This window comes from Rhodoferax sp. (genome assembly GCF_012927445.1).
Lineage (GTDB): Bacteria > Pseudomonadota > Gammaproteobacteria > Burkholderiales > Burkholderiaceae_C > Rhodoferax.
Window position 1 is genome coordinate 122,930 of the sequence record NZ_JABBPD010000004.1, and the last position, 23,839, is coordinate 146,768.

A 23,839-nucleotide genomic window follows, 5' to 3' on the forward strand; every position below is an offset into this window, starting at 1 on the left:
GTTGGGCCCCATACCATTGGCTTGTTGTTCTTGCTTCAGCCACAAGTTCAACACTACGAGCTTGGAGCCCTTCGGGGCTCCTTTTTTGTGTCGGGCGGCGTTGCCGGCAAACGCTGTAATTGCAATTCCGCCAGCGCCGTGTAAAGAGGGGCACTGATCAGGCGCGAGACGCCGCTGGCCACCAGCGCGCTGGCCATCAGGCTGAGTACCAGCGCATGACCGTCCACCATTTCCATCACGATGATGAAAGCGGTCAAGGGGGCCTGGGTCACCGCCGCCAGGAAGCCGGCCATGCCCAAGGCAATCAGTGTCGGGGCATTGGCATAGGCGGTCAGGTGGGCGATGTCATTGCCCAAAGCGCCGCCAATGGCCAGCGCCGGGGCAAACAGCCCGCCGGGCACCCCGGACCACGCGGTAATCCAGGTGGCCACAAACTTCAACAACACATACAACGGAGAAGATTCGCCGTTGCCTTCCAGCATGGCCCGCGAATAACCATAACCACTGCCGTAAATATCGCCATGGCTCACCACACCCAGAATCGCCACCGCCAAGCCGCAAGCAGCCGCAAACCAGATGGGCGACTTCTGGCGCAGGCGGCTGAACCAGTCAAAAGACCGGCCCGCCAGCGACACCACCATCAAGCGGGCAAACAAACCGCCGGCCACACCGCTGCAAACGGCCACCAGCAAACCGGGCAGCAGCAGCGCCGTGCTGAGGTTCTGAATCCGGATCACGCCAAAGTAGGTGGCATTGCCATAAATTGAGACGGCCATCAGGCCGCCCAGCACAATGGCCGCCACCACCAGGCCATTGCTGCGCTGTTCGGGCTTGCGTGACAACTCTTCGATGGCAAACATCACCCCGCCCAAGGGCGTATTGAAAGCGGCCGCAATACCCGCTGCACCACCGGCCACCAGCAAGCCGTTTTCGGACACTTGGGACTTGGAGGGCAGCCAGCGGCGGGCATGGTTCATGACGCCGGCCGCAATCTGTACCGACGGGCCCTCGCGCCCCAGGGACAAACCGGCCAGCAAACCCCAGGTGGCCAGCAACATTTTGGCCACCGTCAGCCGGAGGGAGACAAACAGGTTGCGGGAAGTTTTGGACACTTCCGGCGTCAACGCGGCCATGACCTGTGGAATCCCCGACCCGGCCGCCCCCGGCGCATAACGCCGCGTGAGCCAGACGATGGCGGCGGTGGAAGCCGGCGTCCAGAGCAGCGGCCCCCACCAGAAATTTTTCTCAAACGTAAAAAAATACGCCATGGCATGATCTGTCATCCAGGTGAACGCCACCACCGTCAAGCCGGCCACGGCGGCAAACGCAAGCACGATGCCGCGCCCCGTCCACAGACGCCAGTCATACAGTTCTTGCCGGATCGCCGAAAAAACAGAGGGGTGCGGGCTCATGAGGCACTTTCGTGATAAAGAGGTTTGGGTGCAAAAACTGTGCCAATCAGGCGATCATAATACATTGCAGCAAATGTAGTGTGTTACATTGCAACAAATGCAATCACCAGCGCAGATGCGTGAAAAAGCAAATAAATCAAGGAGACAGTCATGATCAAAGTAGGTCTTATGGGTTACGGCAAAGCCGGCCAGGCCGTGGCCGAAGTGCTGCGCAACGACCCCCGCTATGAACTGTGCTGGGTGGCACGCCGCACAAAACATTCCGACACGGAAACCGTGCCTGAAACCAGCATCCCCATCATCGGCCTCGACAGCGTGGTGTTGCCTGAATGGCTGGACGCCCACCCGGTCGATGCGCTGGTTGATTTCTCCAGCCCTGACGCGGTCTTTTTGTATGGCGAAGAAGTTCGCAAGCGCAAGTTGATGCTGGTCAGTGCCATTTCGGCTTACAACGCGGAAGAGCTTGACTATGTGCGCAGCCTGGGCGAGGACACGCGGGTCTTGTGTTCACCCAACATCACCCTCGGCATCAATTTTTTGATTATGGCGTCCAAGCTGCTGCGCAGCATCGCCCCGTTTGCCGATGTGGAAATTCTGGAACAGCATTTCCGGGAAAAGCCGGAAATCTCTGGCACCGCGCGCAAAATTGCAGAAAGTCTGGACGTGGATGATGAGCGAATCACGTCGCTGCGGCTGGGCGGCATCGTCGGCCATCACGAAGTTATTTTTGGCTTTCCGTTTCAGACCGTTCGCCTGATTCACAACACGATCAAACGTGAAGCCTTTGGCACCGGGGCGGCTTTTGCCTTGGGTGAGTTGGCCACTGCGCCCAATGGCTTCTATACCTTTGATGATCTGCTCATGAAAAAATTGCGCAGCCAAATCAACGAGGCATGAACGACCCCGCCGCATCCATCCCTCGCCTTGACCTAACTGACGATCCCCTCATGCCAGCAAAACCAGAAAACAATAACGATCCGAAAAGCACGGCCCAGGTTCTGCGCCGCTTTCGTGTCGTCTTCAACGCCGTACGCAGTCATTTCCAGCAAGTCGAAAAACAGGTTGGTTTGGGCGGGGCGCAGGTCTGGGCCCTGAGCGTGCTCCGGGACAACCCCGGCATTGGCGTCGGCGGATTGGCGAAAAGCATGGACATCCATCAGTCCACTGCCAGCAACCTCGTCAAGACGCTGCTGCGCAAAGACATGATCAGCATGACGAAATCCGTTGCGGACCGGCGCAATGTGCAGCTTCACATTTTGCCAAGCGGGCTGGCGTTGCTGAAAAAAGCACCCGGTCCGTTTGAAGGTGTTTTGCCGGTAGCGCTCGACCGGCTGCCACCAGAAACCCTGCTGCGACTGGATCAGGATCTGGGCCGATTGATCCAGTTATTGAAGGCCGATGAACAGGCCGGCGGTATTCCATTGGCCGAACTTTGAGGCAGTTTGTTGCACGCATTTTCCTGGCTATTGAAACTTTAAAAACGAGCCTTGTTTCGTCGGTCGGTTGTGAACAGAGACATCTTTGTCCACAATCTTGTTCCATTCTTGAGGTCAACTGGTCTCGAAAGGTTACTGTATGAGACTCTCATTACGCTTCGTTTTACCCCTGTTACTGGTTCTGGCGGGCATTGCCTACGCGGTCGCACCGCTGGTCGACAAGTTGACGCTGGGCTGGTTTATTCGGGATATCGAAATCCGCTCCACGCTGATCTCCAGCACCATCCAGGAACCGCTGCAAGAACAACTCCTGGCCGGCCGCAAAGCCAAGACCAAGGACTTTTTCAACCGCATTGCTGAAAACGAGCGCCTCTATGCGGTCGGCTACTGTGCCGACCCAACCGGCGCCGTCCTGGCCAGCCGCTCGTTTCCGGCCGAGATCAGTTGTGCCAATCTGTACCGCTGGGAAGGCGCCGCTAACCACCTGCTGCCAAGCGCCCTCGGACCCTTGCACGTCTCCATCAAGCCGATGACCAGCGAGATAACCGCCACCGGCCGGCTCATCGTGGTGCATGACATGAGCTTCGTCACCCGCCGCAGCGAGGAAACCAAACGCTACCTGTTCTACGTCTTTATGGCGCTGGGGGCCGTGGTTTCGCTGATCACGGTGATCATCGCCCAACTCTCGTGGCGCGGCTGGATGGCGGGCATGCGCTCCTTGCTGCGTGGCGAGGGCATCCTGCGGAAACCGGAGCAAGAAGAAAAACAACAACCGCCCAGTCCGCCCGGGTTCAAGCCCATTGCCCGCGACCTGCAGCGACTGATTCACGAACTGGAGTCGGAGACGCGGGCCCGGGATGAGAGCCAGGTCACTTGGACGCCCGAGGCCCTGCGCACCATCCTGCGTGGCGAACTCAGTGGCGAGGACGTGATCGTCGTGTCCAACCGCGAGCCCTACAGCCACCAACGCCGTGGCGAACGGATCGAAGTTCAGCGGCCGGCCAGCGGGCTGGTGACGGCACTGGAGCCGATCATGCGCGCCTGCTCCGGCACCTGGATCGCCCACGGCAGCGGCTCGGCCGACCACGATGTCGTCGACAAAAACGACTGTGTCGCCGTGCCACCCGACAAGCCGGCCTACCAATTGCGCCGGGTCTGGCTGACTGCCGAGGAAGAAGCCGGCTACTACTATGGTTTTGCCAACGAGGGGCTCTGGCCGCTGTGCCACATCGCCCATGTGCGCCCCACCTTCCGCTCCAGCGACTGGGCCCAGTACGTGGCGGTCAACCGCAAGTTTGCCAAGGCGGTGGTGAGCGAGTCCAAAACAAAAGACCCGATCGTGCTGGTGCAGGACTATCACCTGGCACTGTTGCCGCAGATGATTCGCGAAGAACTGCCAAACGCCACCATCATCACGTTCTGGCACATCCCATGGCCCAACCCGGAGTCCTTTGCCATCTGTCCCTGGCGCGAAGAGGTGTTGGCGGGGCTGCTCGGCAGCAGCATTCTGGGCTTTCACACCCAGTTCCATTGCAACAACTTCGTCGATACGGTGGACCGCTTTCTGGAGGCCCGGGTGGACCGGGAATCCTTCAATGTCTCCTTTGGCGGCAAGTCCACCGCGGTGCGTCGGTATCCGATTTCGATCGCCTGGCCGCCAGACGCGGAGATGATGCAAAAACCGGTGCCGGAGTGCCGCAGCAATATCCGCCAGATAAACGACCTGCCGCAGGAACACAAAATCGGCATCGGCGTTGATCGGCTGGATTACACCAAAGGCATCGTGGAACGCTTTCGGGCGATCGAGCGTCTGCTGGAGTTGAATCCGGACTGGATCGGTCGCTTCACGTTCATCCAGATCGCGGCCCCGACGCGCTCGGGCATCGACGAATACCAGCATCACGAGGTGCAGGTCCGGGCCATGGCCGCGCGCATCAATGCCCGCTTTGGGCGCCAGGGACCGCCACCGATTGTGCTCAAGGTTGAACACCATGAGCCGCAGGAGGTTTACGAGTATTTCCGTGCCGCCGATCTCTGCTTTGTCAGCAGCTTGCACGATGGCATGAACCTGGTGGCCAAGGAGTTTGTCGGCGCCCGCGACGATGAGCGCGGCGTCCTCATCCTCTCCGAGTTCACTGGGGCCGCCCGGGAATTGCCGGAGGCCTTGATCGTCAACCCCTACGATTCCGACCAGTGTGCGGCCGCGCTGCACCTGGCGCTGACGATGTCAGCCAACGAACAACGCGACCGCATGCGCTTGATGCGCGGCCTGGTGGCTGAGTTCAACGTCTTCCGCTGGGCAGGCCGCATGCTGCTGGATGCGGCCGCTATGCGCCGGCGCAGTCGGCTCAATGACAAACCAGGAACCTCTAACTTATGAAAATAACGCGTCCCGGTCGTCCTCCCGCACCCAGCCTGAACTGGGCTTATTTTCTCGATGTTGATGGCACCTTGATCAACATCGCCGACACGCCGGAGGCCGTGCTGGTGGACCAGACGCTGCTGGACCTGATTGAGAATCTGCATCGGGCCAGTGGTGGTGCCATGGCCCTGGTCAGCGGCCGCATGATTGCCGATCTGCAAAGCCGCATCAAGCTGCCGCAGTTGCCGCTGGCCGGACTGCACGGGCTGGAGCGGCGCGACAGCAGCGGGCGCCTGTGGATTCACGCCGCCCCACCCGCCACCAAGAGCGCCATCAAGGAAGCGCTGGCGCCGGTGCTGGCGCGCCATCCCGGCCTGTTGCTGGAAGACAAGGGGCTGACGCTGGCACTGCACTATCGGCTGGCCCCCCGGCTTGCCGGCTATGTACATCGGTTCATGGGCCGCTTCGCCAATGCACCGGAGCAAGGGCTGGAGCTGCAACGCGGCAAGTACGTGGTCGAGATCAAACCGGCCGGCATCGACAAGGGCACGGCGGTGGCCGAGTACCTGGCCGAGGCCCCCTTCAAGGACCGGCGACCGGTTTTCATCGGTGACGATCTGAATGACGAGCACGGTTTCGCCGAGGTCAACAAGCTGGACGGGATTTCGATCAAGGTCGGCAAAGGCGTCAGTTGCGCGCGTTTTCGGCTGCCCGACGTGGCAGCGGTACATCACTGGCTGGGCGAAGCCCTGAAAGGAACGGCATGAAAACTCTTGATCTCGCCTTGATTGGCAATTGCACGGTGGGCGCCTTGATTGATGCGCGGGCCAACATCACCTGGGGCTGCTTTCCCCGCTTTGATGGCGACCCGGTGTTCTGCACCCTGCTCAAGGAGTCCGACGATTACGGTTTTTTCGCCGTCGAGCTCGCGGATTGCGAACGCACCGAGCAGCACTACCTGGAGAACACGGCCATTCTGGTGACGCGGCTGTACGACCGCCAGGGCGGCTCAATCGAAGTGACGGACTTTGCGCCCCGTTTCGGCCAGCATGGCCGGATGTTTCGACCCATGATGCTGGTGCGCCGCATCCGCCGGCTGAGCGGCAGTCCGCGCTTGACATTGCGCCTGCGCCCGGCCTGCGACAACGGCGCGGCGCGCCCGGTGATGACCTGGGGCAGTAACCACATCCGCTACATGGCGCCAGCCCTCACCCTGCGCCTCACCACCGATGCCTCGCTCACCGCGATCATGCAGGAAACAGCTTTTTTTCTGGAAGACACCGTCACCCTGCTGCTGGGCCCGGACGAAACCGTGCACGAGGCCACCGGCGAAGTCGGCCGCCGTTTTCTTGAAGAAACCACGCAGTATTGGCGCGAGTGGGTGCGCAATCTCGGCATTCCTTTTGAGTGGCAGGAGGCCGTCATTCGCGCCGCCATCACGCTCAAGCTGAACGCCTTTGATGACACCGGCGCCATCATCGCCGCCATGACCACCTCCATCCCCGAGGCGGCCGGCAGCAGCCGCAACTGGGACTATCGTTTTTGCTGGTTGCGCGACAGTTATTTTGTCGTCAACGCCCTGAACCGCCTGGGCGCCACCCGCACCATGGAGCGCTACCTCGCCTACATCGTCAACATTGCCGCCGATGCCGATGGCGGTCCGCTGCAACCGGTCTACGGCATCGATGGCCGGGCGGAACTGATTGAGCAGGAAGTCCCGGCACTGGCGGGCTATCGCGGCATGGGGCCGGTGCGCATTGGCAACCAGGCCTACAGCCAGGTACAGCACGATGTCTATGGCTCCGCGATCCTCGCCGCCGCCCACATTTTCTTTGACCAGCGCCTGACCCGGCGCGGTGATGAAGCCCTGTTCCGGCGCCTGGAGGCGCTGGGCGAGCAAGCCAGGCGCTGCCATGACCAGCCGGACGCCGGTCTGTGGGAGTTGCGCGGCAGTGCACGCGTGCATACCTTCTCTTCCGTGATGTGCTGGGTCGCCTGCGACCGCTTGGCCAAGATCGCCCGGCAACTCGGACTGGCCGAGCGCGCCGCTTACTGGCTGGAACAAGCGCAGCAGATTCACGCCACCATTTGCCAGCGCGCCTGGAACGCAGAGCGCAACGCCTTCGTCTCCACCTTTGAAGGCAACGCGATGGATGCGAGCCTGCTGCTGCTGGCCGAGATCGGGTTTCTGGATGCGAGCGACCCCCGCTTTGCCAGCACAGTCAATGCCGTGGAGAAGGATTTGCGCCGGGGCGACTTTATTTTCCGCTACGTGGAAAAAGACGACTTCGGCGAACCAGAGAACGCCTTTCTGGTCTGCACGTTTTGGTATGTCAACGCCTTGGCCGCGCTGAATCGGCACAAGGAGGCGCGTGAACTGTTTGAGAAACTGTTGGCGTCTCGCAATCGCCACGGCTTGCTGGCGGAGCACATCAATCTGCACAACGGCGAACACTGGGGCAACTTCGTACAGACCTACAGCATGGTGGGCTTGATCAACGCTGCGATCCGGTTGTCAGTTCGCTGGGACCAGGCCTTCTAAAATTTAACCCATGCCTAATCCAACACTCATCCAACTGATTGGTGCGCTGCTGTTTGCCATGGCGGTGATCCACACGTTCTCGACCAAGTTCTTTGAGGGCCTGGCACACAGCCGGCCGCGCCATGCCGGCCTGTGGCATCTGCTGGGCGAAGTGGAGGTGGTATTCGGCTTTTGGGCCATGATTCTGATGCTGTTCATGTTCGCGGTGAGCGGCAAACAGGAGGCCACGGCCTACCTTGATACGCGCAACTTCACCGAGCCGATGTTCGTTTTTGCCATCATGGTCATTGCCGGCACCCGCCCGATTCTGCAGTTCGCGGCCTCGGCGGTGCGGGGCATGGCCCGCGTCCTGCCCTTGAACCGTGGCATGGCGATGTATTTTTTGATGCTGGCGTTTGTGCCGCTGCTGGGCTCCTTCATCACGGAACCCGCCGCCATGACGCTGGCGGCGTTGATGCTGCGCGACACGCTGTTTGCCGGGCCGGTGTCCAACAAGCTGAAATACGCCACCATCGGCGTGCTGTTCGTGAACATCTCCATCGGTGGCACGCTCACCCCGTTTGCGGCGCCGCCGGTGCTGATGGTGGCGGCCAAATGGAACTGGGATATCTGGTTCATGATGGCCAACTTCGGCTGGAAGGCGGCGATCGCCGTCGTCATCAACGCAGGGGTGGCGATGTTGCTGTTCCGGCGTGAACTGGGATCGGTCGGCCAGCCAGGCGGCACGAATGATGCTCCGTCGGTTCCCTTTTCTGTGGTGCTGGTGCACCTGATGTTTCTGTTGGGCGTGGTGGTGTTCGCGCACCACCCGGCCGTGTTCATGGGCCTGTTTCTGTTTTTCCTGGGCTTTGCCGCCGCTTACGAGCGATACCAAAACCCGCTGATCTTGCGCGAGGCGCTGCTGGTGGCGTTCTTCCTGGCCGGGTTGGTGGTGCTGGGTGGCCTGCAGCAGTGGTGGCTGGAGCCGATTTTGATGGGCATGGACTCGACCGCGGTGTTCTTCGGCGCCACCGCGCTGACTGCCATCACCGACAACGCCGCCCTCACCTACCTCGGCTCGCTGGTCGACGGCTTGAGCGAGGAATTCAAGGTGGCGCTGGTCGCCGGGGCCGTCACGGGCGGTGGCTTGACCGTGATCGCCAATGCGCCCAATCCGGCCGGGGTGTCCATCCTGCGCGGCAGCTTTGAAGACAGCACCATTCACCCGCTCGGACTGCTGATGGCCGCCCTGCCTCCCACCCTGGTGGCAGTGCTCGCGTTTCGCTGGCTGTAAAAGAAACGGATCACTGCGCCGGCCGCGCGCCGTGGGTCAGCAGCAGCTCATTCGGTCCTGCCCAACCGCTCGGTGACTGAAAGGCCTGCAGCTTGTCCTTCATCGCCGCCCACGCCGCCGCTTGGGCGGCCGCATCAAGCTGGCCCAGCAACTGCATGATCGGGGACGCCGACGTGCGCACGAAGCGCAGGTAATCCTCGGCCGACAGCAGCCGAAACGGCGCGTCGAGGCGCGACGTCGTCACGTCGGTAAAGCCCGCCTCGCGGAACAAGGCCTCCAGCAGTCCCGGCTTGCCCAGGCTCAGCAAGCTGCCGGGCTGAAACGGATCACGCGGCGGCAGCCCCGCATGCTCAAGCGCGGTGGACATCAGGATGCCGATGCAGGGATTGTGTTGCGGCTCGGAAAACACCAGCACGGCAACGTGCCCACCCGGCTTCACAGCGCGGTAGGCTTGGCGCAGCGCCAGCAAGGGCTCGGGGCAGAACATGAGGCCAAGCCGACACACCACCGCATCAAAGCTTGCGGCTTCCACGCTCAAATGCTCGGCATCGTCTACGCGGATCTCGACATTGGCCAAGCCGGCACGCTGCGCGTTCTCTTGCGCAAACTGCAGGATGCTTTCGGAAATATCCGTTGCCAGCACCGAGCCGCCCGGCCCTACCCGCCGGGCGATGTCCAGCGTCTGGTCACCCGCGCCAGCCGCGATGTCGAGCACGCGCATGCCGGCGCTGATGTGGGCGCCGTCCAGCATGGCGACGGTGGCTGGCGCCAGCCAGGCATGGATCTGCGGGGTTTGACGGTTCCAGCCGTCGGCTGATTTTTCCCAAGCTTGCCGGGTGGCGGCCTTGATTTGTTCGGGACTCAAACTGGACATACAACCTCCGTGGATAAATTCACGAGGTATCAGTCTGCTACCAAACGCCGGCCCACGCAAGCCGGTGGCGTCACTTGGGGTCACCCGGCACTGGCGTCAAGCAGTCCGCCAAAGAGCTTAATCCGCTCTGCTTTTAATAGCTACTTGCGCATATTGCACGGGGGCTACAGCCTGTTTTAATCAACAATAAGCTGCGCCAACTCGTTCTCGGACAGCAACACGATGCCCTGGGTCTGCGCAAAACGGCGGGCATTGTCGGTCACCGATCCCAGGCTGAGGTAGATGCTGTGCTGTGCGCCTTGCGCGGCTTGGGCCGCGACCAGATCGCGCAGCGGCTCCAGCCCATGGCTCGCCGCTTTCCAGCGCTTGCAACTCACCAGCGTGCTATGGCCGGCCTTGTCCAGCTGAAACTCCGCCGCCGGACTGTTCAGGCGCGTCACGGCGTAACCCTGACGCGCAAAGCCCTGTTCGACCGCACTGGAAAAATCGCGCCATGCCATGGTGCCCGCCGCCTGCAGCGCCTCGGCCAGCCGGACCGGACTGGGCGCGCGCAGTTGGCGCCAAGCCACCATGAGGCCGATGACCAAAAAGGGAAACCCACCGATCACGCCAAACACGACATACGGTGCCGGCAACAAGGCGCGCGCGGCCAGCGCAATGGCCGCCACCAGCCCGATGCTGATCCACCACGGCGAACGCAACAGCACTGCAAACAGGGAATTTTTTGCCATTTTCAACTTCATGTACCAACCTCTTTCTGCGCAAACCATTGCGGAGCCGCAGTGTACGTGGCTTGCAAACATTCCAACATTCATTAGAATGTCGGCATGAGAGCCATCAAGAACCATTTGTACGAACAAGTTGCCCGCATCGGGAAAGCCATGGCCAGTCCGAAACGGCTGGAACTCATTGAGCTTTTGTGCCAGGGGGAAAAGACGGTCGAGATCCTGGCCGCCCAGGCCGAGATCAGCGTCAAGCTCGCCAGCGCCCACCTCAAGGAGTTGCGGCTGGCGCGGCTGGTCGAAACCCGCAAAGACGGCAAGTACGTCCTGTACCGGCTGGCGAGCAACAGCGTGGCCAACCTGTGGGTGAGCTTGCGCGCCGAGGCCGAGGAACGCCTGGTGGAACTGCAGCTTGCGCTGGCGTCCATCGTGGCGCATGGCGACGATCTCGAAAGCCTGGACCGGGACAGCATTCTCAGAAAAGCCCAGGCGGGGGAAGTTCTGGTGCTGGATGTTCGCCCGCTGGACGAGTACGCCAGCGCCCACCTGCCGCACGCCCGCTCGCTGCCGCTGGACGAGCTCAAACAAAGACTGGCCGAGTTGCCCAAAGACACGCCGGTGGTCGCCTATTGCCGCGGCCCCTTCTGTCTGATGGCCAAGGATGCGGTCGAGCTGCTGCAAAAAAAAGGCTACCGCGCCTTCCACTTGACCGATGGCGTGGCGGAGTGGCGCGCCCATGGGCTGCCGCTCGAAACATAAACGCCAGGAGACCACCATGTTTTTCAAACAACGCGCCGCCGACAACGCGACGCTGTCCTACTTGTTCGGTTGTGCCAGCCTGGCGCAAGCCTTTGCCGTCGATGTGGTCGCGGGCGACGAGGACTGGTTCATCCAGCAAGCCGACAACGCCGGTGCCGTGATCACCCAGGTCATCGACACCCATGTGCACGCGGATCATTACTCGGGCGGGCCCGAGTTGGCGCGCCGGGTCGGCGCATCGTATGGCCTGCACGAGAGCAACCGCGGGCGCGTGTCGTTTGACTTCGCCGCCTTGCGCGATGGCCAGCGCCTGATGGCGGGCAACGTGGTGGTCGATGTGCTGCACACGCCAGGCCACACGCCCGACAGCGTCTGCCTGCTGGTGCGCGATCTGCGGCGCGGCGACGAGCCGTGGTTTGTCCTCACCGGCGACACCCTGTTTGTCGGCGCCGTCGGGCGGCCCGACCTGGCGGGACGCGAGCGCGAAATGGCAGCACAGCTCCACGACACGCTGCACAGCAAGCTATTGACCTTGCCGGCGGAGCTTGAAATTTACCCCGGTCACCAGGCCGGCAGTGCCTGCGGCGTCGGCCTGTCCGGCAAGCCGGCGTCCACCCTCGGTTTTGAGAAACGTTTCAACCCGATGCTGTCGATGTCGCGCGCGGCCTTTGTCGAAACGTTGACCGCCGATATCGCGCCGCCGCCCGAAGACATGGCGCGCATGGTCGAGGCCAATCTGCGCGGCGGCGTCCCTGCTCTCGCGCACGCGTGAAGGCGCGACCGATGGACTACGGCATTCGCGTCAACCTGCGCCAGGTCCTGCAGCACTTATTGCAAGTGCTGTTGGTCGGCATGACCCTTGGCATGATGCGCACCGTGGTGCCGGCCTTGGCGGAGACCGAGTTTGGCGTCCCCCGGGGCTCCTTCATGCTGCTGGTGGCCTTTGTCGTGGCCTTCGGGTTCGTGAAGGGCAGCATGAACTTCGTCGCCGGTCGGCTGGCCGAGCGCCTCGGCCGCCGGCGGGTGCTGCTGCTGGGCTGGCTGGTGGCGCTGCCGGTTCCGGCTCTGATCTACTTCGCCAGCTCGTGGAGCTGGATCGTGCTGGCGACCGTTCTGCTGGGCGTGAACCAGGGCCTGACCTGGTCGATGACGCAGACCGCCAAGCTCGATCTCACCCGACCTGATCAACGTGGCCTGGTGATTGGGCTGAACGAGTTTTCTGGCTATTTGGGCGTGGCGATCGCGGGTGTCATCACGGGCTATGCCGCCTCCCTGCTGGGTCCGCGCGCTGGCCTGCTGTGGTTTGGCAGCGCCGTGATCGGATTGGCGACGCTGCTGGTCTGGCTGGCCGTGAAAGAGACGCTGCCGTGGGCCCATGCCGAAGTCAAGCGCCATGCGGCCAACCCGGCGGCCCAGGCCTATCGTCCGCGCTACCCGGCCAACGTCAGCGCGCAGCCCAGCACCGGCGAGATGTTTGCCCTCATGAGCTGGCGCGACCGCCGCATGGCGGCGCTGTGCCAGGCCGGTCTGGTGGAGAAGTTTGTGGACGCGCTGGTCTGGGTGTTCTGGCCGGTCTATTTGCACCAGCAGGGCGTCGGCCTGCCCGGCATCGGCTGGATTGTGGGCGTGTACGGCTTCACCTGGGGTGGCGCCCAGTTCTTTACCGGGCGACTGTCCGACCGGGTCGGCCGGCACCTGCTGAACGCCTGGGGCATGTGGATTTGCGGCGCCGGCGTGGCCTTGATGCCATTCGGATCTGGTGCCGCTTGGTGGAGCCTGTCCGCCGCCATTGCCGGCTTGGGCATGGCGATGCTGTACCCCAACCTGAGCGCGGCCGTCGCCGATATTGCGCACCCAAGCTGGCGGGCGTCCGCGATCGGCATCTACCGCTTCTGGCGCGACCTCGGCTATGGCATCGGCGCGCTGGGCCTGGGCGCCGCCGCCGCGCTGGGTGGGCGCATCGAGAGCGCCTTCTGGTTCGTGGCGCTGGCCATGCTGCTGTCCGGCGCCGTGCTCTACCACTGGGGTGAGGAAACCCACCCGCGCCTCAACCCGGCGCACTCAAATTAAATAACCACTTGACAGGAGACAACCCATGAAATTCACTTGCTTTATCCGCGCCTCCCGCGGCGTCGCGTTCGCCGCCGCTTTGGTCGCCGCATCCGCCCTCACCCCCATGGCCGCCCAGGCCCAGATGGACAAGGCCACCACCGAGGCGGTGGCGGCGTACTTCGATTTTGCGGACTACAACAGCGGCACCATCATGGCCGAGCAGATTCCGGCCGAGGACTGGAAACGGTTTTACCTGCTGGATGTGCGCGATGCCGGGCAATATGCCAAGGAGCACATCCCCGGCGCGGTCAACATCGAGTGGCGCAAGGTCTTCAGCGAACGCGCCAAGCTGCCCAAGGACAAAACCATCCTGCTCTACTGCAACACCGGCTCATTCTCAGGCCAGGTCGCCATGGCTTTGCGCATGGACGGATTCGAGAACGTGCGCCTCCTGCATGGTGGCTTTGGCGCGTGGCAGGCACGCAAGTAACGCGGTCGGCTGAACGTTTTTTTGCTCTGTTTTAAATAGCTATCAACCCTTATTCAATGAGGGCTAGAGGCTAATTTAATGCCTCAATCACGCCGATACAGCCGATCGACGTAGTCGCGCAGCATTCGTGTCGCCGAGAAGCGCGGGCCATTGGTCAGCAGGCTGCGCCGCATCATCGCCACCCAGCGCTGCGGCACCCCCCCAAGATCGCGCTCGTGGAACATCGGCAGTACCTCGTGCTCCAGCAGGTCGAACAGGGCGCGCGCATCGCGCTGGTCCTGCACCGGCGTGTCGGCGTCCACATCGCCGTTGATGGCCCAGCCGTTGGTGCCGTCATAGGCCTCGGCCCACCAACCATCCAGCACCGACAGTTGCAGGCCACCGCCCAGGCAGGACTTCATACCGCTGGTGCCGCTCGCCTCGTTCGGCGGCCGTGGCACATTGATCCAGACATCGCAGCCGGCCACGAGTTGTCCGGCCAGAGGAATGTCGTAGTCTTCCAGAAACGCCGCCCGTCCGGCCACACCGGGCGAGCGCTTCAGGGCGAACACCTGGCGCACCACGTCTTTCGCGGCAATGTCATCGGGATGCGCTTTGCCGGCGAAGACAAATTGCACCGGCTGCGCGCCGCCGATCAGCGCCAGCGCCCGCTCCGGCAAAAGGGCCACCAGGTGCAGACGTTTGTAGGTGGCGAGACGCCGGGCGAAGCCGATCGTGAGTCGCTCCGGATCGAAGCCACCGCCGGCCACGGCGTAGTCAAGCGGCTCGCTGCGACTCAGCCGGTCGCTGGTGGCGCGCCGCGCGATCATGTCCACCAACTGCCGGCGCGCCGCGCCACGCGCCGCCCACAACTCCGACGCCGGAATGTCACGCACCGGGGCCCAGGTGGCCGGCTGGTCGGCCCGGTTTAACCAGCCTTCGCCGAGGTGGCGGTTGAGCAATTCGCGCATCGGACCCTGCAGCCAGGTGGGCACATGCACGCCGTTGGTGATGTGGGTAATCGGCACCGCCTCCACCGCACGGCCCGGGAACAGCGGCTGCCACATGGCGCGCGCGACCTGACCGTGCCGCTGGCTGACGGCATTGGCCTGGCGACTGGTGCGCAAGGCCAGCGCCGTCATCCCCGTCGGCTGCGCCGGATTGCCGGGATCGATGCGCCCCATGGCCAGAAAGCGCTCGCGGTCACTGAGCACATCGGCCATGCGGCCGAACATCGCCAGCACCTCGCTGCGTTCATAGGTTTCGTTGCCGGCGGGCACCGGCGTATGGGTCGTGAACACCACCTGATCACGCACCTGTTGCCAGGCGGCCTCCGTCTCCAGACCGGTCGGCGTTTGAGCTTGCACCTGCGCCAGCAGTTCGAACACGCCCAGCGCCGGATGCCCTTCATTCAGGTGGTAGACGCAAGGCGCCAAACCCAGCGCACGCAAGGCCCGCACCCCGCCAACGCCAAGCATCGCGTACTGGGCCAGCCGGATCGCACGGTTGCTCTCGTACAGCCGCGAGGTGATCCAGCGGCCCAGCTGGCTGTTCTCAGGCAGATCGGTGTCGAGCAGATACAGCGGCACGCGCCCCACATCCACCCGCCACACATGCGCCGTCACGTTTTCGTTACCAATCGGCACCGAGACGCTGACCGGCCGCTCATCGGCGCCAGTGACCTTCACACACGGCAGCCGCTCGGGGTCGACATCGAGCCAGTACTCGTGCTGGAAGCCGGTGAGGTCGATACGCTGGTGAAAGTAGCCGGTGCGGTACATCAGGCCGACGCCCACCATCGGCAGCGCGAGGTCGGCGGCTTCTTTCAGCATGTCGCCCGCGAGCACGCCGAGGCCGCCCGCGTAGATGGACAACGAGCCATGCACCCCAAACTCGCAACACAAGAAGGCCACCGGGTGCTCCGGTCGGATCGGCCCGTCCAGCGAGGCGCGCGCCCGGTCTGCCGCAAGTTCGGCCGCGAGCCGCTCGACCCAGCCAACGAAGCCCGTGTCTTCGGCGGCGCGCTCCAGCATCGAGTGGTGGGTTTCGGTCAGCAGGCGCCTGGGGTTGTGTCCGGTCCGCGCCCAGCGCTCCGGATCAATCGTTTCGAACATGGCGGCACCATCAGCCGTCCAGGACCAGCGGTAGTTGTAGACCACGCGCGCCAGCGGCCGCAACGGCGCGGGAAGCAGCCCCGCCAGTTCTGCCACCGCCCGCTCCATGTCGTGATCTCCAGCGTACATGACAGCTCCTCATGTCAAAGTTAATGTGCCGCAGCCGCCGGCCATGGCAGGCTCAACCCGCAACGTCAAAAGGCCCAAACAGCTTGACCGTGACAACGCACTGACCAGCTGATTATTCAGGTGCCGCCCGGGCCGAGATTTGATGAAAGTCACTGACGGGCACGCGGGAGCGGCCCACCCTGCAAATTTCAATGCCGCGAACCAACCGCCAGCCGCTGGCGTCATGCACTATATTTTTAATAGCGACTCACGCAGACGGAACGAGGGCTAGCGGCTGATTTGATACCAACAACAAGGCTTGACGCCTTGTCACTCTTCTGACCTGCGTTAAGGATGAACTAAGGATAGCGGTGTAAATTTATCCTCTTTGACCCGCAGGGATTCAATGTATTTCGACCGCCCGCGCGCCTTGCCAACATGACTTCACTCTATCTGCTGCTCTGGATTACCGGAGGCATCCTGTTGCAACTGGCGATCTATCTGGGCGTCGGCTTCTGGCGCCATTGGCAGGACTATCTGGCCTTGCGCACCAGTGCGGCGGAGCTGGATATGCCGGTGAAGCCCTATGTCGCCCAAACGGCGCCCGAGACCGTCACGCCCGCATGGACTGGCTTGCGCAACTTCCGGGTTGAGCGCCGCGTCATGGAGGATGCGGCGCAGTCGATCTGCTCGTTTTACCTCGTGCCGGAAGATGGGCAAACACTGCCTCCATTTCTGCCGGGCCAGTTTCTGACCTTTCGCCTGGACCTGCCGACCGCGACCGGCGGTGCCGAAGCAACCCTCCGCTGCTACTCGTTGTCGGATGCGCCGCATCCCAATAGTTACCGGGTCTCGATCAAGCGTGCGCCGCCGCCCAACAACTGCCAGGTTCCGCCAGGGCGCGCCTCCTACTTCTTTCATGACCATGTGGCGGCGGGCAGCCTGTTGCAGGTTCGCGCTCCCACCGGGCATTTCCATATCGACCGCAGCGATGCGCCGGTGGTGCTGATCGGTGGCGGCATCGGCATCACGCCCATGCTGAGCATGCTGAACTGGTGTCTGACCGAGCAGCCCGGGCGTGAAATCTGGCTGTTCTTAGGCGTACGCCATGGCCACGAACTGGTGATGCAAGCGCATCTGGAAACCCTCGCCGCCCAACATCCAAACTTTCATTTGCAGGTTTGCTTCAGCCAGCCCCAGGCCGATGATGTTCCGGGGCACGACTACCAGCACCAGGGCCGGATCGATGTGAACCTGTTGCGCCGGCAATTGCCGCTCAAGCCCTATCACTTCTACATTTGCGGACCGACACCGATGCTGGAGAGTCTGGTGCCGGCGCTGGAAGACTGGGGCGTGCCGGAGGCGCGCATCCACTTTGAAGCGTTTGGCCCAGCCTCCATCCCGCGTAAAAAATCGGCACTAGCCTTGCTGGCGGCCGCGCCAGCCGGGGTGACGAATGGGACGAACAGCGCCCTCGTTGTGACCTTCGCCAAGTCGGGCAAGCAGTTGCCATGGCAGCCGGCAGCCGGCAACCTGCTTGATTTTGCCGAGGCAAATGGCATTGCGGTCAACTCCGGCTGCCGTGCCGGTGGCTGCGGCAGTTGTCAGGCGACGATCCGCACCGGTGAGGTGGCTTACCGCCAGCTGCCGGAGTACGATCCTGAGCCGGGCAGTTGCCTGCTTTGCGTCTGCACGCCCAAGACCAGCGTGACCCTGGAGTTGTAAATGAAAATCTCGCTTTGGCGCCAGCATGTTTTGCCCTTCACCCTGCTGTTGGGCCTGCTCGCCGCCGCGACCCTGGCGGGCGACTATGTCCTGCATCGGCTCAATCTGGTGTGGGTCGGCCGCTACATGGGAATTCCGGGCACGCTGCTGATCATGGGCTCTCTTTACTATTCACTGCGCAAGCGCAAGTACGTCACCATGGGCGACCCGCAAACCCTGTTGAAAATGCACGAGTTCAGCGCCTGGCTCGGCTCCTTGATGGTGCTGATTCACGCCGGCGTGCACTTCAACGCCATACTGCCCTGGCTGGCCACGGTTGCCATGGGTGTAAATGTGGTGAGCGGCATGGTCGGCAAGATGCTGCTGAACCGTTCGCGCCGCCATGTGCAGAGTGAGCGCGAGCATTTTCAGCTGCGCGGCCTCTCCAGGCCCGAGGTCGAGCAAGCGGTGTTCTGGGATGCGGTAACCCTGGACGCCATGGCCCAGTGGCGCAAGGTGCATATCCCGATCTTCATCGTTTTTGCCGTCCTGGCGCTGGGCCACATCGTCAGCATCTTTTTGTTCTGGGGCTGGGTATGAGTCGACTTCTCAAGATCATCCTGCTCCTCAACCTGCTCGCGCTGGCGGTGCTGGCCTTTGTCTACCCCAACCTGATGGAAGGCCCCGGCAAGCTGATCCCTGGCCACAAACGACTGGAGGGCGATTGCTTTGCCTGCCATGCGCCCTTTACCGGCGCCAGTTCCACCAAATGCGTGAGTTGTCACAAGCCCGCTGACATCGGTCGCATCACCACCGCCGGTGCCGCCATCAGCAAACCGCTCACCTCGACTCCGTTTCACCAGAAGCTGATCAGTGAGGACTGCGTGGCGTGCCACAGCGACCATGCGGGCGTGAAACGCTTCGTGGTGCAAGGCCGTTTCAACCACACCTTGCTGAAAAAAGAAACACGCAACGAATGCCAGGCCTGCCACAAGTCGCCCACCGACTCGCTGCACCAGCAGATCAGCGGCAACTGCGCCCAGTGCCACACGCAGGAAAAGTGGACACCGGCCACCTTCGACCACGACAAGTATTTTGTGCTGGACGGCGATCACAACATCCGCTGCGTCACCTGCCATGTGCGCAACGACTACAGCAGCTACACCTGCTACGGCTGCCATGAACACACGACTGCCAATATTCGCCGCAAGCACATCGAGGAAGGCATCAGCAAGTTTGACGATTGCGTTGAGTGCCACCGCAGTGCGGACGAGAATGACATCCGAGGCGGCGAAGGACGAGCGCGGGATAAGCGCAAGGAGAACGATTAGCATACGTCACCATCACTCGCCAGGACGACACTTTGAACAGCAACAACAGCATAGAAAATAAAGCAGTCGCGCTCTATTGGGACTTCGAAAATCTTCACGCCAGTCTTTCGGAAGCGCGTCTGGGCGAAGGCTCCTACAACAAACCGGATGGCCGCTTCAAGGCGCAAGAGCCCCTGATTGATGTGCAGGCCATCATCGATCTGGCCGCCTCGTTCGGCCCGATTGCCATCAATCGGGCTTATTGCAACTGGCAGTTTTTCGGGCGCTACCGGGATGCCTTGCTGCAGGGCGCGATCGACCTCATTCAACTGTTTCCGCCGGGGGCGTCGGCCAAGAATGGCGCCGACATCAAGCTGTGTCTCGATGCGTTTGAGGACATGGGCCGGTTTGCGCACATCGGCACCATCGTGATCGTTGGCGGCGACAGCGACTTCATGCCGGTCGCACAAAAAATCAAGGCGGCAGGGCGAACCCTGATTGGGGTGGGCGACCGCAAGTCGACCAACCAGCACTGGGCCAAGAGCTGCCATGAGTTTCGCTACTATGAAAATCTGGTCGAAACCGCCGTTGCGGCCGATGAGCAAGACGTCAGGGGGCGCTGAGCCGGCGCCGTAAACTACGGGCATGAAATCCACCTCCACACTCCTCGCCCTCGCCACCACATTGGTCTTTTCCACCGCGGCCATCGCTGCGACCAATACGGAAACCCTGCCCTCCGGCGTGAAGATTGTTCACACCACCGTGGGCACCGGGGCCAACCCCAAAGCCAGCGATACGGTCAAAGTGCATTACCGTGGCACCTTGGCCGACGGCAAGGAGTTCGACAGTTCCTACAAACGCAATGCCCCCGCCACCTTTCCCCTGAACCGGGTCGTGCCGTGCTGGACCGAAGGCATGCAAAAAATCAAAGTGGGCGGCAAGGCAACACTGACCTGCCCGCCGGCCACCGCCTATGGCGACCGGGGTGCCGGCGCCGCAGTGCCGCCCAACGCGACGCTGACGTTTGAGGTCGAGTTGCTCGCTATAGAAAAGTGAGCTAGTTACGCAGGACGGACGGCGGCTGCGGGCCATTTTCTTATAAATTAACCGCCAGCCAGGCCGCTGCAGCCGCCTGGGTTTCAAATATCACCGGCCGGCTTGATTACGCCTCGCTGGCGTCGGCCATCTTGGCCGAGCCGCTCGGAATGAACTCCACGCCGTGCTGGATCAAATAGTCGCGAATCAAACGTCGCACCACCTGGGACGGCGTCACATCTTGCCGCGCGCACAGCGTCTCAAAGGCCTTTTTCTTGGCCGGATCAATCAACAAAGTCAATCGTGCAGTTTTAAGTTCCATCGCTTTTGCTTCAGTATGTTAATTTGATTAACATTCTAGATGTGTTTCAAGCGATTACAATGAGAATATTGTTAGACGTAACTGCACCCTTACACATCATTGCAGGGCCACATCCGAGCGAGGTGGCCATGATGGCCATGTCATCGACCCGTGCAGATCACCGTCTGACTGGAGGGTTTTAGATGCAGCGGCGAAGAATTAAACAAACCGGTGGCCAGCCTGCCCCCTGCGGCAAAGCAAGCCAGACCAGTGGTTTCAGCCTGATCCAGTTCCAGCCGGCCGGATGCAATGGCAGTCGAACCTGCGCCGCCATCTGGAATGAGCAAAACCATGTTCATCTGGCCAGCCCACTGCTGCGCAAGCGTGCAGGCGTGCTCGACCCCCAGCCCTTTATCAAGAAATTCCCGGATGCGGTTGACATGGTGGATGCCTTCGAGCGCTCCATGGAATGGCTCGATTCTGTTTGCTATGGCGCACAAGCCACCGCACAGGTGCAGCAGGCCTGTGAAGCCGAGCCCGAATGGGGGCTGAGTTGCACCCGCTACGACGCCTCCGACCTGACCCTGGGCATGGACGGATTAGGACAGGCCCTGGTGCCAGACGCGGCCTTGATCGAGGAAGTTGCACGGCAATGTCTGGCGCAAACCATCAAGCGGCTGCTCAAGGAAGACGCCAATTTCAAGAGCGGCCAGATGGATTTGCTGGAGGCCGACACCGACATCGGGGATGTCGCCACGGTGTATTTGTCCAACGGACGGTCCATTCGCGTCAGCCTCCTCGAAAAAATTCCCCGTACCGATGTCATTCAATGCGGGATTCTCGCCATGGACCGCATGAGTCAAGCAGACGCCAACTGGCAGCACGCTTTGCTGGTGATGCCCGGTCTGAACGCTGAGCAGCCCATCTTCATGGGCAAGAGCGTCACCATTTGCAGCCTGGAATTTGAGCTGATTCGCACCGCCCTGTTGGCTTTGGTGTCCGAAGACGCCTGAACATTACGCGCCGCTCAAGCGGCAGAAAGACAAGTACCCATGTCGGATCAGCAAACAAAAAATGAACAGTTTCGTCAAGCCGCGCTTGACTACCACGAACACCCGATAGCGGGCAAGCTGGCGATTGCCGCCACCAAGCAGCTGGTGAACCAGCATGACCTGGGCCTGGCCTACTCGCCCGGCGTGGCGGCGCCCTGCGAAGAAATCGTCAAAGACCCGAACGCCGCCTTCAAATACACCAGCCGCGGCAATCTGGTGGCTGTCATCACCAACGGCACAGCCGTGCTGGGGCTGGGCAACATCGGCCCGCTGGCGGCCAAGCCGGTGATGGAGGGCAAGGCGGTCCTGTTCAAGAAGTTCGCCGGCATTGATGTGTTCGATCTGGAGATTGATGAGCCGAACCTCGACAAACTGGTGGACATCATTGCCGCGCTGGAGCCGACGTTTGGCGGCATCAATCTGGAAGACATCAAGGCGCCGGACTGTTTTTATGTGGAACGCAAATTACGCGAACGCATGAACATTCCGGTGTTTCACGATGACCAGCATGGCACGGCCATTGTGGTCGGCGCCGCCATCCTGAACGGTTTGAAGGTGGCAGGCAAAGACCCCAAGAAGATCAAACTGGTGACCTCGGGTGCCGGTGCTGCCGCCCTGGCCTGCCTGGGCTTGCTGGTGAAGCTGGGCATTCCGCGTGAAAACATTTTTGTCACCGACCTGGCCGGCGTGGTGTACCAGGGCCGCACCGAGCTGATGGACGCAGACAAGCTGGCGTACGCCCAGCCAACGAGCGCGCGCACCCTGGGCGACATCATTGAAGGCGCCGATATCTTCCTGGGCCTGTCAGCGGGCGGCGTGCTCAAGCCTGAGATGGTGCAAAAAATGGCGGCACGACCGCTGGTGTTTGCCTTGGCCAACCCAACGCCCGAGATCACCCCGGAGCAAGTCCGGGCCGTCCGGGCAGACGCCATCATGGCGACCGGGCGCGCGGACTATCCGAACCAGGTCAACAATGTCCTGTGCTTCCCCTATATCTTCCGCGGCGCTTTGGACTCACGCGCCACCACCATCACGCTGGAGATGGAAATTGCGGCCGTGCACGCCATCGCCGAACTGGCGCATGCGGAACAAAATGACGTGGTCGCCGCGGCCTATGCGGGTGAGCAAATGGCGTTTGGGCCGGACTACCTGATCCCGCGCCCGTTCGATCCGCGCTTGATGACACGCATCGCACCGGCCGTCGCCGAGGCGGCGGCGAAATCGGGCGTGGCCCTGACACCGATCACGGACATGGCCGCCTACCGGGAACGACTGGAGGCTTTTGTCTATGCCTCCGGCACCCTGATGAAGCCCATTTTTGCCGCGGCCAAAAGAGCGCTGCAAAAACGTGTGGCCTACGCCGAAGGGGAAGAGGAACGCGTGCTGCGGGCCTGCCAGATCATCGTGGATGAAGGCTTGGCGCGTCCGACGCTGATTGGACGCCCGGCCGTCATCGCCCAGCGCATTGCGCAGTTTGGGCTGCGCCTGAAGCAAGGCCTGGATTACGACATCGTCAACGTCGAACAAGACGAGCGCTACCAAGATTTCTGGCAAACCTATTACCAGCTGACGGCGCGCCTGGGCACCACCGAGCAGATCGCCAAGATCGAAATGCGGCGGCGCCTGACCCTGATCGCGGTCATGCTGCTTAAAAAATGCGAGGTCGATGGCGTGATTTGCGGCACCTGGGGCACCACGTCCCTGCATCTGAACTATGTCGATCAGGTCATCGGCAAGTCGGCCGGCGTCAACACCTATGCCTGCCTGACCGGCTTGATACTGCCCGGCCGCCAGGTTTTTCTGGTCGATACCCATATCAACTACGACCCCAGTGCCCAACAGATTGCCGAGATCACGGTGCTGGCGGCGCAGGAGATGCTGCGCATTGGCGTGCAGCCCAAAGCGGCCTTGCTATCGCACTCCAACTTTGGCTCCAGCCAACAACCGTCGGCCCTCAAGATGCGCGAAGCGCTGGCCTTGGTGCGGGAACAGGCCCCCTGGCTGGAGGTGGACGGCGAGATGCATGGCGACATCGCGCTGGACGCCGCTTCAAGAGAAAAGTTCATGCCCGACAGCACCTTGACGGGAGAAGCGAATCTGCTTGTTTTCCCGAATCTGGACGCCGCCAACATCTCCTACAACCTGCTGAAAACCGCAGCGGGCGGGGGCATCTCGATCGGTCCCATTTTGTTAGGGGCGGCCCAACCGATTCATATTCTGACGGCCGCCGCCACGGTACGCCGCCTGGTTAACATGACCGCCTTGACCGTGGCCGAGGTCAATGCACCGCGTTAAGGCTTAAGAAACCTTGCTG

The 23,839-nt window shown here is 62.0% G+C and carries 22 protein-coding genes; 17 read left to right on the top strand and 5 right to left on the bottom strand.

Annotated elements, in window-relative coordinates; genetic code table 11:
- Window positions 1–53: 53 nt before the first annotated feature.
- A complete protein-coding gene (locus tag HHJ17_RS06025) occupies window positions 54–1,412 on the bottom strand; it encodes a chloride channel protein (protein WP_296505232.1) in 1,359 nt (452 codons plus the stop codon).
- 150 nt (window positions 1,413–1,562) lie between these two features.
- Here HHJ17_RS06025 and HHJ17_RS06030 point away from each other — a divergent pair, with 150 nt between their 5' ends.
- From HHJ17_RS06030 to HHJ17_RS06055, 6 genes are all read left to right on the top strand, one after another.
- Complete coding sequence (locus HHJ17_RS06030; RefSeq protein WP_296505234.1) at window positions 1,563–2,309, top strand: dihydrodipicolinate reductase C-terminal domain-containing protein; 747 nt, start codon at window positions 1,563–1,565, stop codon at window positions 2,307–2,309.
- A 50-nt stretch (window positions 2,310–2,359) separates the two neighbouring features.
- Window positions 2,360–2,848, top strand: a complete 489-nt coding sequence (locus HHJ17_RS06035) for a MarR family winged helix-turn-helix transcriptional regulator (protein WP_296505236.1) — start codon at window positions 2,360–2,362, stop codon at window positions 2,846–2,848.
- A 139-nt stretch (window positions 2,849–2,987) separates the two neighbouring features.
- On the top strand, window positions 2,988–5,228 hold the full coding sequence (locus HHJ17_RS06040) for a trehalose-6-phosphate synthase (RefSeq protein ID WP_296505238.1): 2,241 nt from the start codon (window positions 2,988–2,990) through the stop codon (window positions 5,226–5,228).
- Complete coding sequence (gene otsB / locus HHJ17_RS06045) at window positions 5,225–5,977, top strand: trehalose-phosphatase (RefSeq protein WP_296505239.1); 753 nt, start codon at window positions 5,225–5,227, stop codon at window positions 5,975–5,977. The genes HHJ17_RS06040 and otsB overlap by 4 nt, the downstream gene beginning before the upstream one ends.
- Window positions 5,974–7,752: a glycoside hydrolase family 15 protein gene (locus HHJ17_RS06050; RefSeq protein ID WP_296505242.1), complete on the top strand. Its 1,779-nt coding sequence runs from the start codon at window positions 5,974–5,976 to the stop codon at window positions 7,750–7,752. Before otsB ends, HHJ17_RS06050 begins: the two co-directional genes overlap by 4 nt.
- Before the next feature lie 10 nt (window positions 7,753–7,762).
- Window positions 7,763–9,025 carry a putative Na+/H+ antiporter gene (locus tag HHJ17_RS06055; protein WP_296505243.1) on the top strand — a complete coding sequence of 421 codons (1,263 nt, stop codon included), beginning with the start codon at window positions 7,763–7,765 and terminating at the stop codon, window positions 9,023–9,025.
- A gap of 10 nt (window positions 9,026–9,035) precedes the next feature.
- Here HHJ17_RS06055 and HHJ17_RS06060 read toward each other — a convergent pair whose 3' ends face one another.
- A complete protein-coding gene (locus tag HHJ17_RS06060; RefSeq protein WP_296505244.1) occupies window positions 9,036–9,899 on the bottom strand; it encodes a methyltransferase domain-containing protein in 864 nt (287 codons plus the stop codon).
- A gap of 176 nt (window positions 9,900–10,075) precedes the next feature.
- Entirely contained in the window at window positions 10,076–10,630 is a 555-nt protein-coding gene (locus HHJ17_RS06065) for a restriction endonuclease (protein ID WP_296505245.1), read from the bottom strand.
- A gap of 96 nt (window positions 10,631–10,726) precedes the next feature.
- On the opposite strand from HHJ17_RS06065, the gene HHJ17_RS06070 reads away from it, so the two are divergent.
- From HHJ17_RS06070 to HHJ17_RS06085, 4 genes are read left to right on the top strand one after another with little or no spacing between them, the layout of a single operon-like run.
- Complete coding sequence (locus tag HHJ17_RS06070) at window positions 10,727–11,380, top strand: metalloregulator ArsR/SmtB family transcription factor (RefSeq protein WP_296505246.1); 654 nt, start codon at window positions 10,727–10,729, stop codon at window positions 11,378–11,380.
- A gap of 16 nt (window positions 11,381–11,396) precedes the next feature.
- Window positions 11,397–12,152 carry an MBL fold metallo-hydrolase gene (locus HHJ17_RS06075; protein ID WP_296505248.1) on the top strand — a complete coding sequence of 252 codons (756 nt, stop codon included), beginning with the start codon at window positions 11,397–11,399 and terminating at the stop codon, window positions 12,150–12,152.
- A gap of 11 nt (window positions 12,153–12,163) precedes the next feature.
- On the top strand, window positions 12,164–13,450 hold the full coding sequence (locus HHJ17_RS06080) for an MFS transporter (protein ID WP_296505748.1): 1,287 nt from the start codon (window positions 12,164–12,166) through the stop codon (window positions 13,448–13,450).
- A 25-nt stretch (window positions 13,451–13,475) separates the two neighbouring features.
- A complete protein-coding gene (locus HHJ17_RS06085; RefSeq protein ID WP_296505250.1) occupies window positions 13,476–13,922 on the top strand; it encodes a rhodanese-like domain-containing protein in 447 nt (148 codons plus the stop codon).
- A gap of 83 nt (window positions 13,923–14,005) precedes the next feature.
- Here HHJ17_RS06085 and glgP read toward each other — a convergent pair whose 3' ends face one another.
- The gene (glgP, locus tag HHJ17_RS06090) at window positions 14,006–16,144 is read right to left on the bottom strand and encodes an alpha-glucan family phosphorylase (RefSeq protein WP_366557526.1); all 2,139 of its coding nucleotides are present in this window, start codon (window positions 16,142–16,144) and stop codon (window positions 14,006–14,008) included.
- A gap of 417 nt (window positions 16,145–16,561) precedes the next feature.
- Between glgP and HHJ17_RS06095 the strand changes: the two genes are divergently transcribed.
- The 5 genes from HHJ17_RS06095 to HHJ17_RS06115 are packed head-to-tail and all read left to right on the top strand — an operon-like array spanning window position 16,562 to window position 20,193.
- On the top strand, window positions 16,562–17,848 hold the full coding sequence (locus HHJ17_RS06095; protein ID WP_296505252.1) for a 2Fe-2S iron-sulfur cluster-binding protein: 1,287 nt from the start codon (window positions 16,562–16,564) through the stop codon (window positions 17,846–17,848).
- Window positions 17,849–18,427, top strand: coding sequence for a hypothetical protein (locus HHJ17_RS06100; RefSeq protein ID WP_296505254.1), 579 nt, complete (start codon window positions 17,849–17,851; stop codon window positions 18,425–18,427).
- Entirely contained in the window at window positions 18,424–19,158 is a 735-nt protein-coding gene (locus tag HHJ17_RS06105) for a cytochrome c3 family protein (RefSeq protein ID WP_296505256.1), read from the top strand. The genes HHJ17_RS06100 and HHJ17_RS06105 overlap by 4 nt, the downstream gene beginning before the upstream one ends.
- Window positions 19,159–19,190: 32 nt before the next feature.
- Window positions 19,191–19,760 carry an NYN domain-containing protein gene (locus HHJ17_RS06110; RefSeq protein ID WP_296505258.1) on the top strand — a complete coding sequence of 190 codons (570 nt, stop codon included), beginning with the start codon at window positions 19,191–19,193 and terminating at the stop codon, window positions 19,758–19,760.
- A 22-nt stretch (window positions 19,761–19,782) separates the two neighbouring features.
- Window positions 19,783–20,193, top strand: coding sequence for an FKBP-type peptidyl-prolyl cis-trans isomerase (locus tag HHJ17_RS06115; RefSeq protein WP_296498968.1), 411 nt, complete (start codon window positions 19,783–19,785; stop codon window positions 20,191–20,193).
- Between the two features lie 106 nt (window positions 20,194–20,299).
- On the opposite strand, the gene HHJ17_RS06120 is transcribed toward HHJ17_RS06115, so the two are convergent.
- Entirely contained in the window at window positions 20,300–20,494 is a 195-nt protein-coding gene (locus HHJ17_RS06120) for a CopG family transcriptional regulator (protein WP_296498969.1), read from the bottom strand.
- A gap of 182 nt (window positions 20,495–20,676) precedes the next feature.
- On the opposite strand from HHJ17_RS06120, the gene HHJ17_RS06125 reads away from it, so the two are divergent.
- Both HHJ17_RS06125 and HHJ17_RS06130 read left to right on the top strand, forming a co-directional pair.
- Complete coding sequence (locus tag HHJ17_RS06125) at window positions 20,677–21,486, top strand: hypothetical protein (protein WP_296498973.1); 810 nt, start codon at window positions 20,677–20,679, stop codon at window positions 21,484–21,486.
- A gap of 39 nt (window positions 21,487–21,525) precedes the next feature.
- On the top strand, window positions 21,526–23,820 hold the full coding sequence (locus HHJ17_RS06130; protein ID WP_296498976.1) for an NADP-dependent malic enzyme: 2,295 nt from the start codon (window positions 21,526–21,528) through the stop codon (window positions 23,818–23,820).
- Window positions 23,821–23,839: the final 19 nt, after the last annotated feature.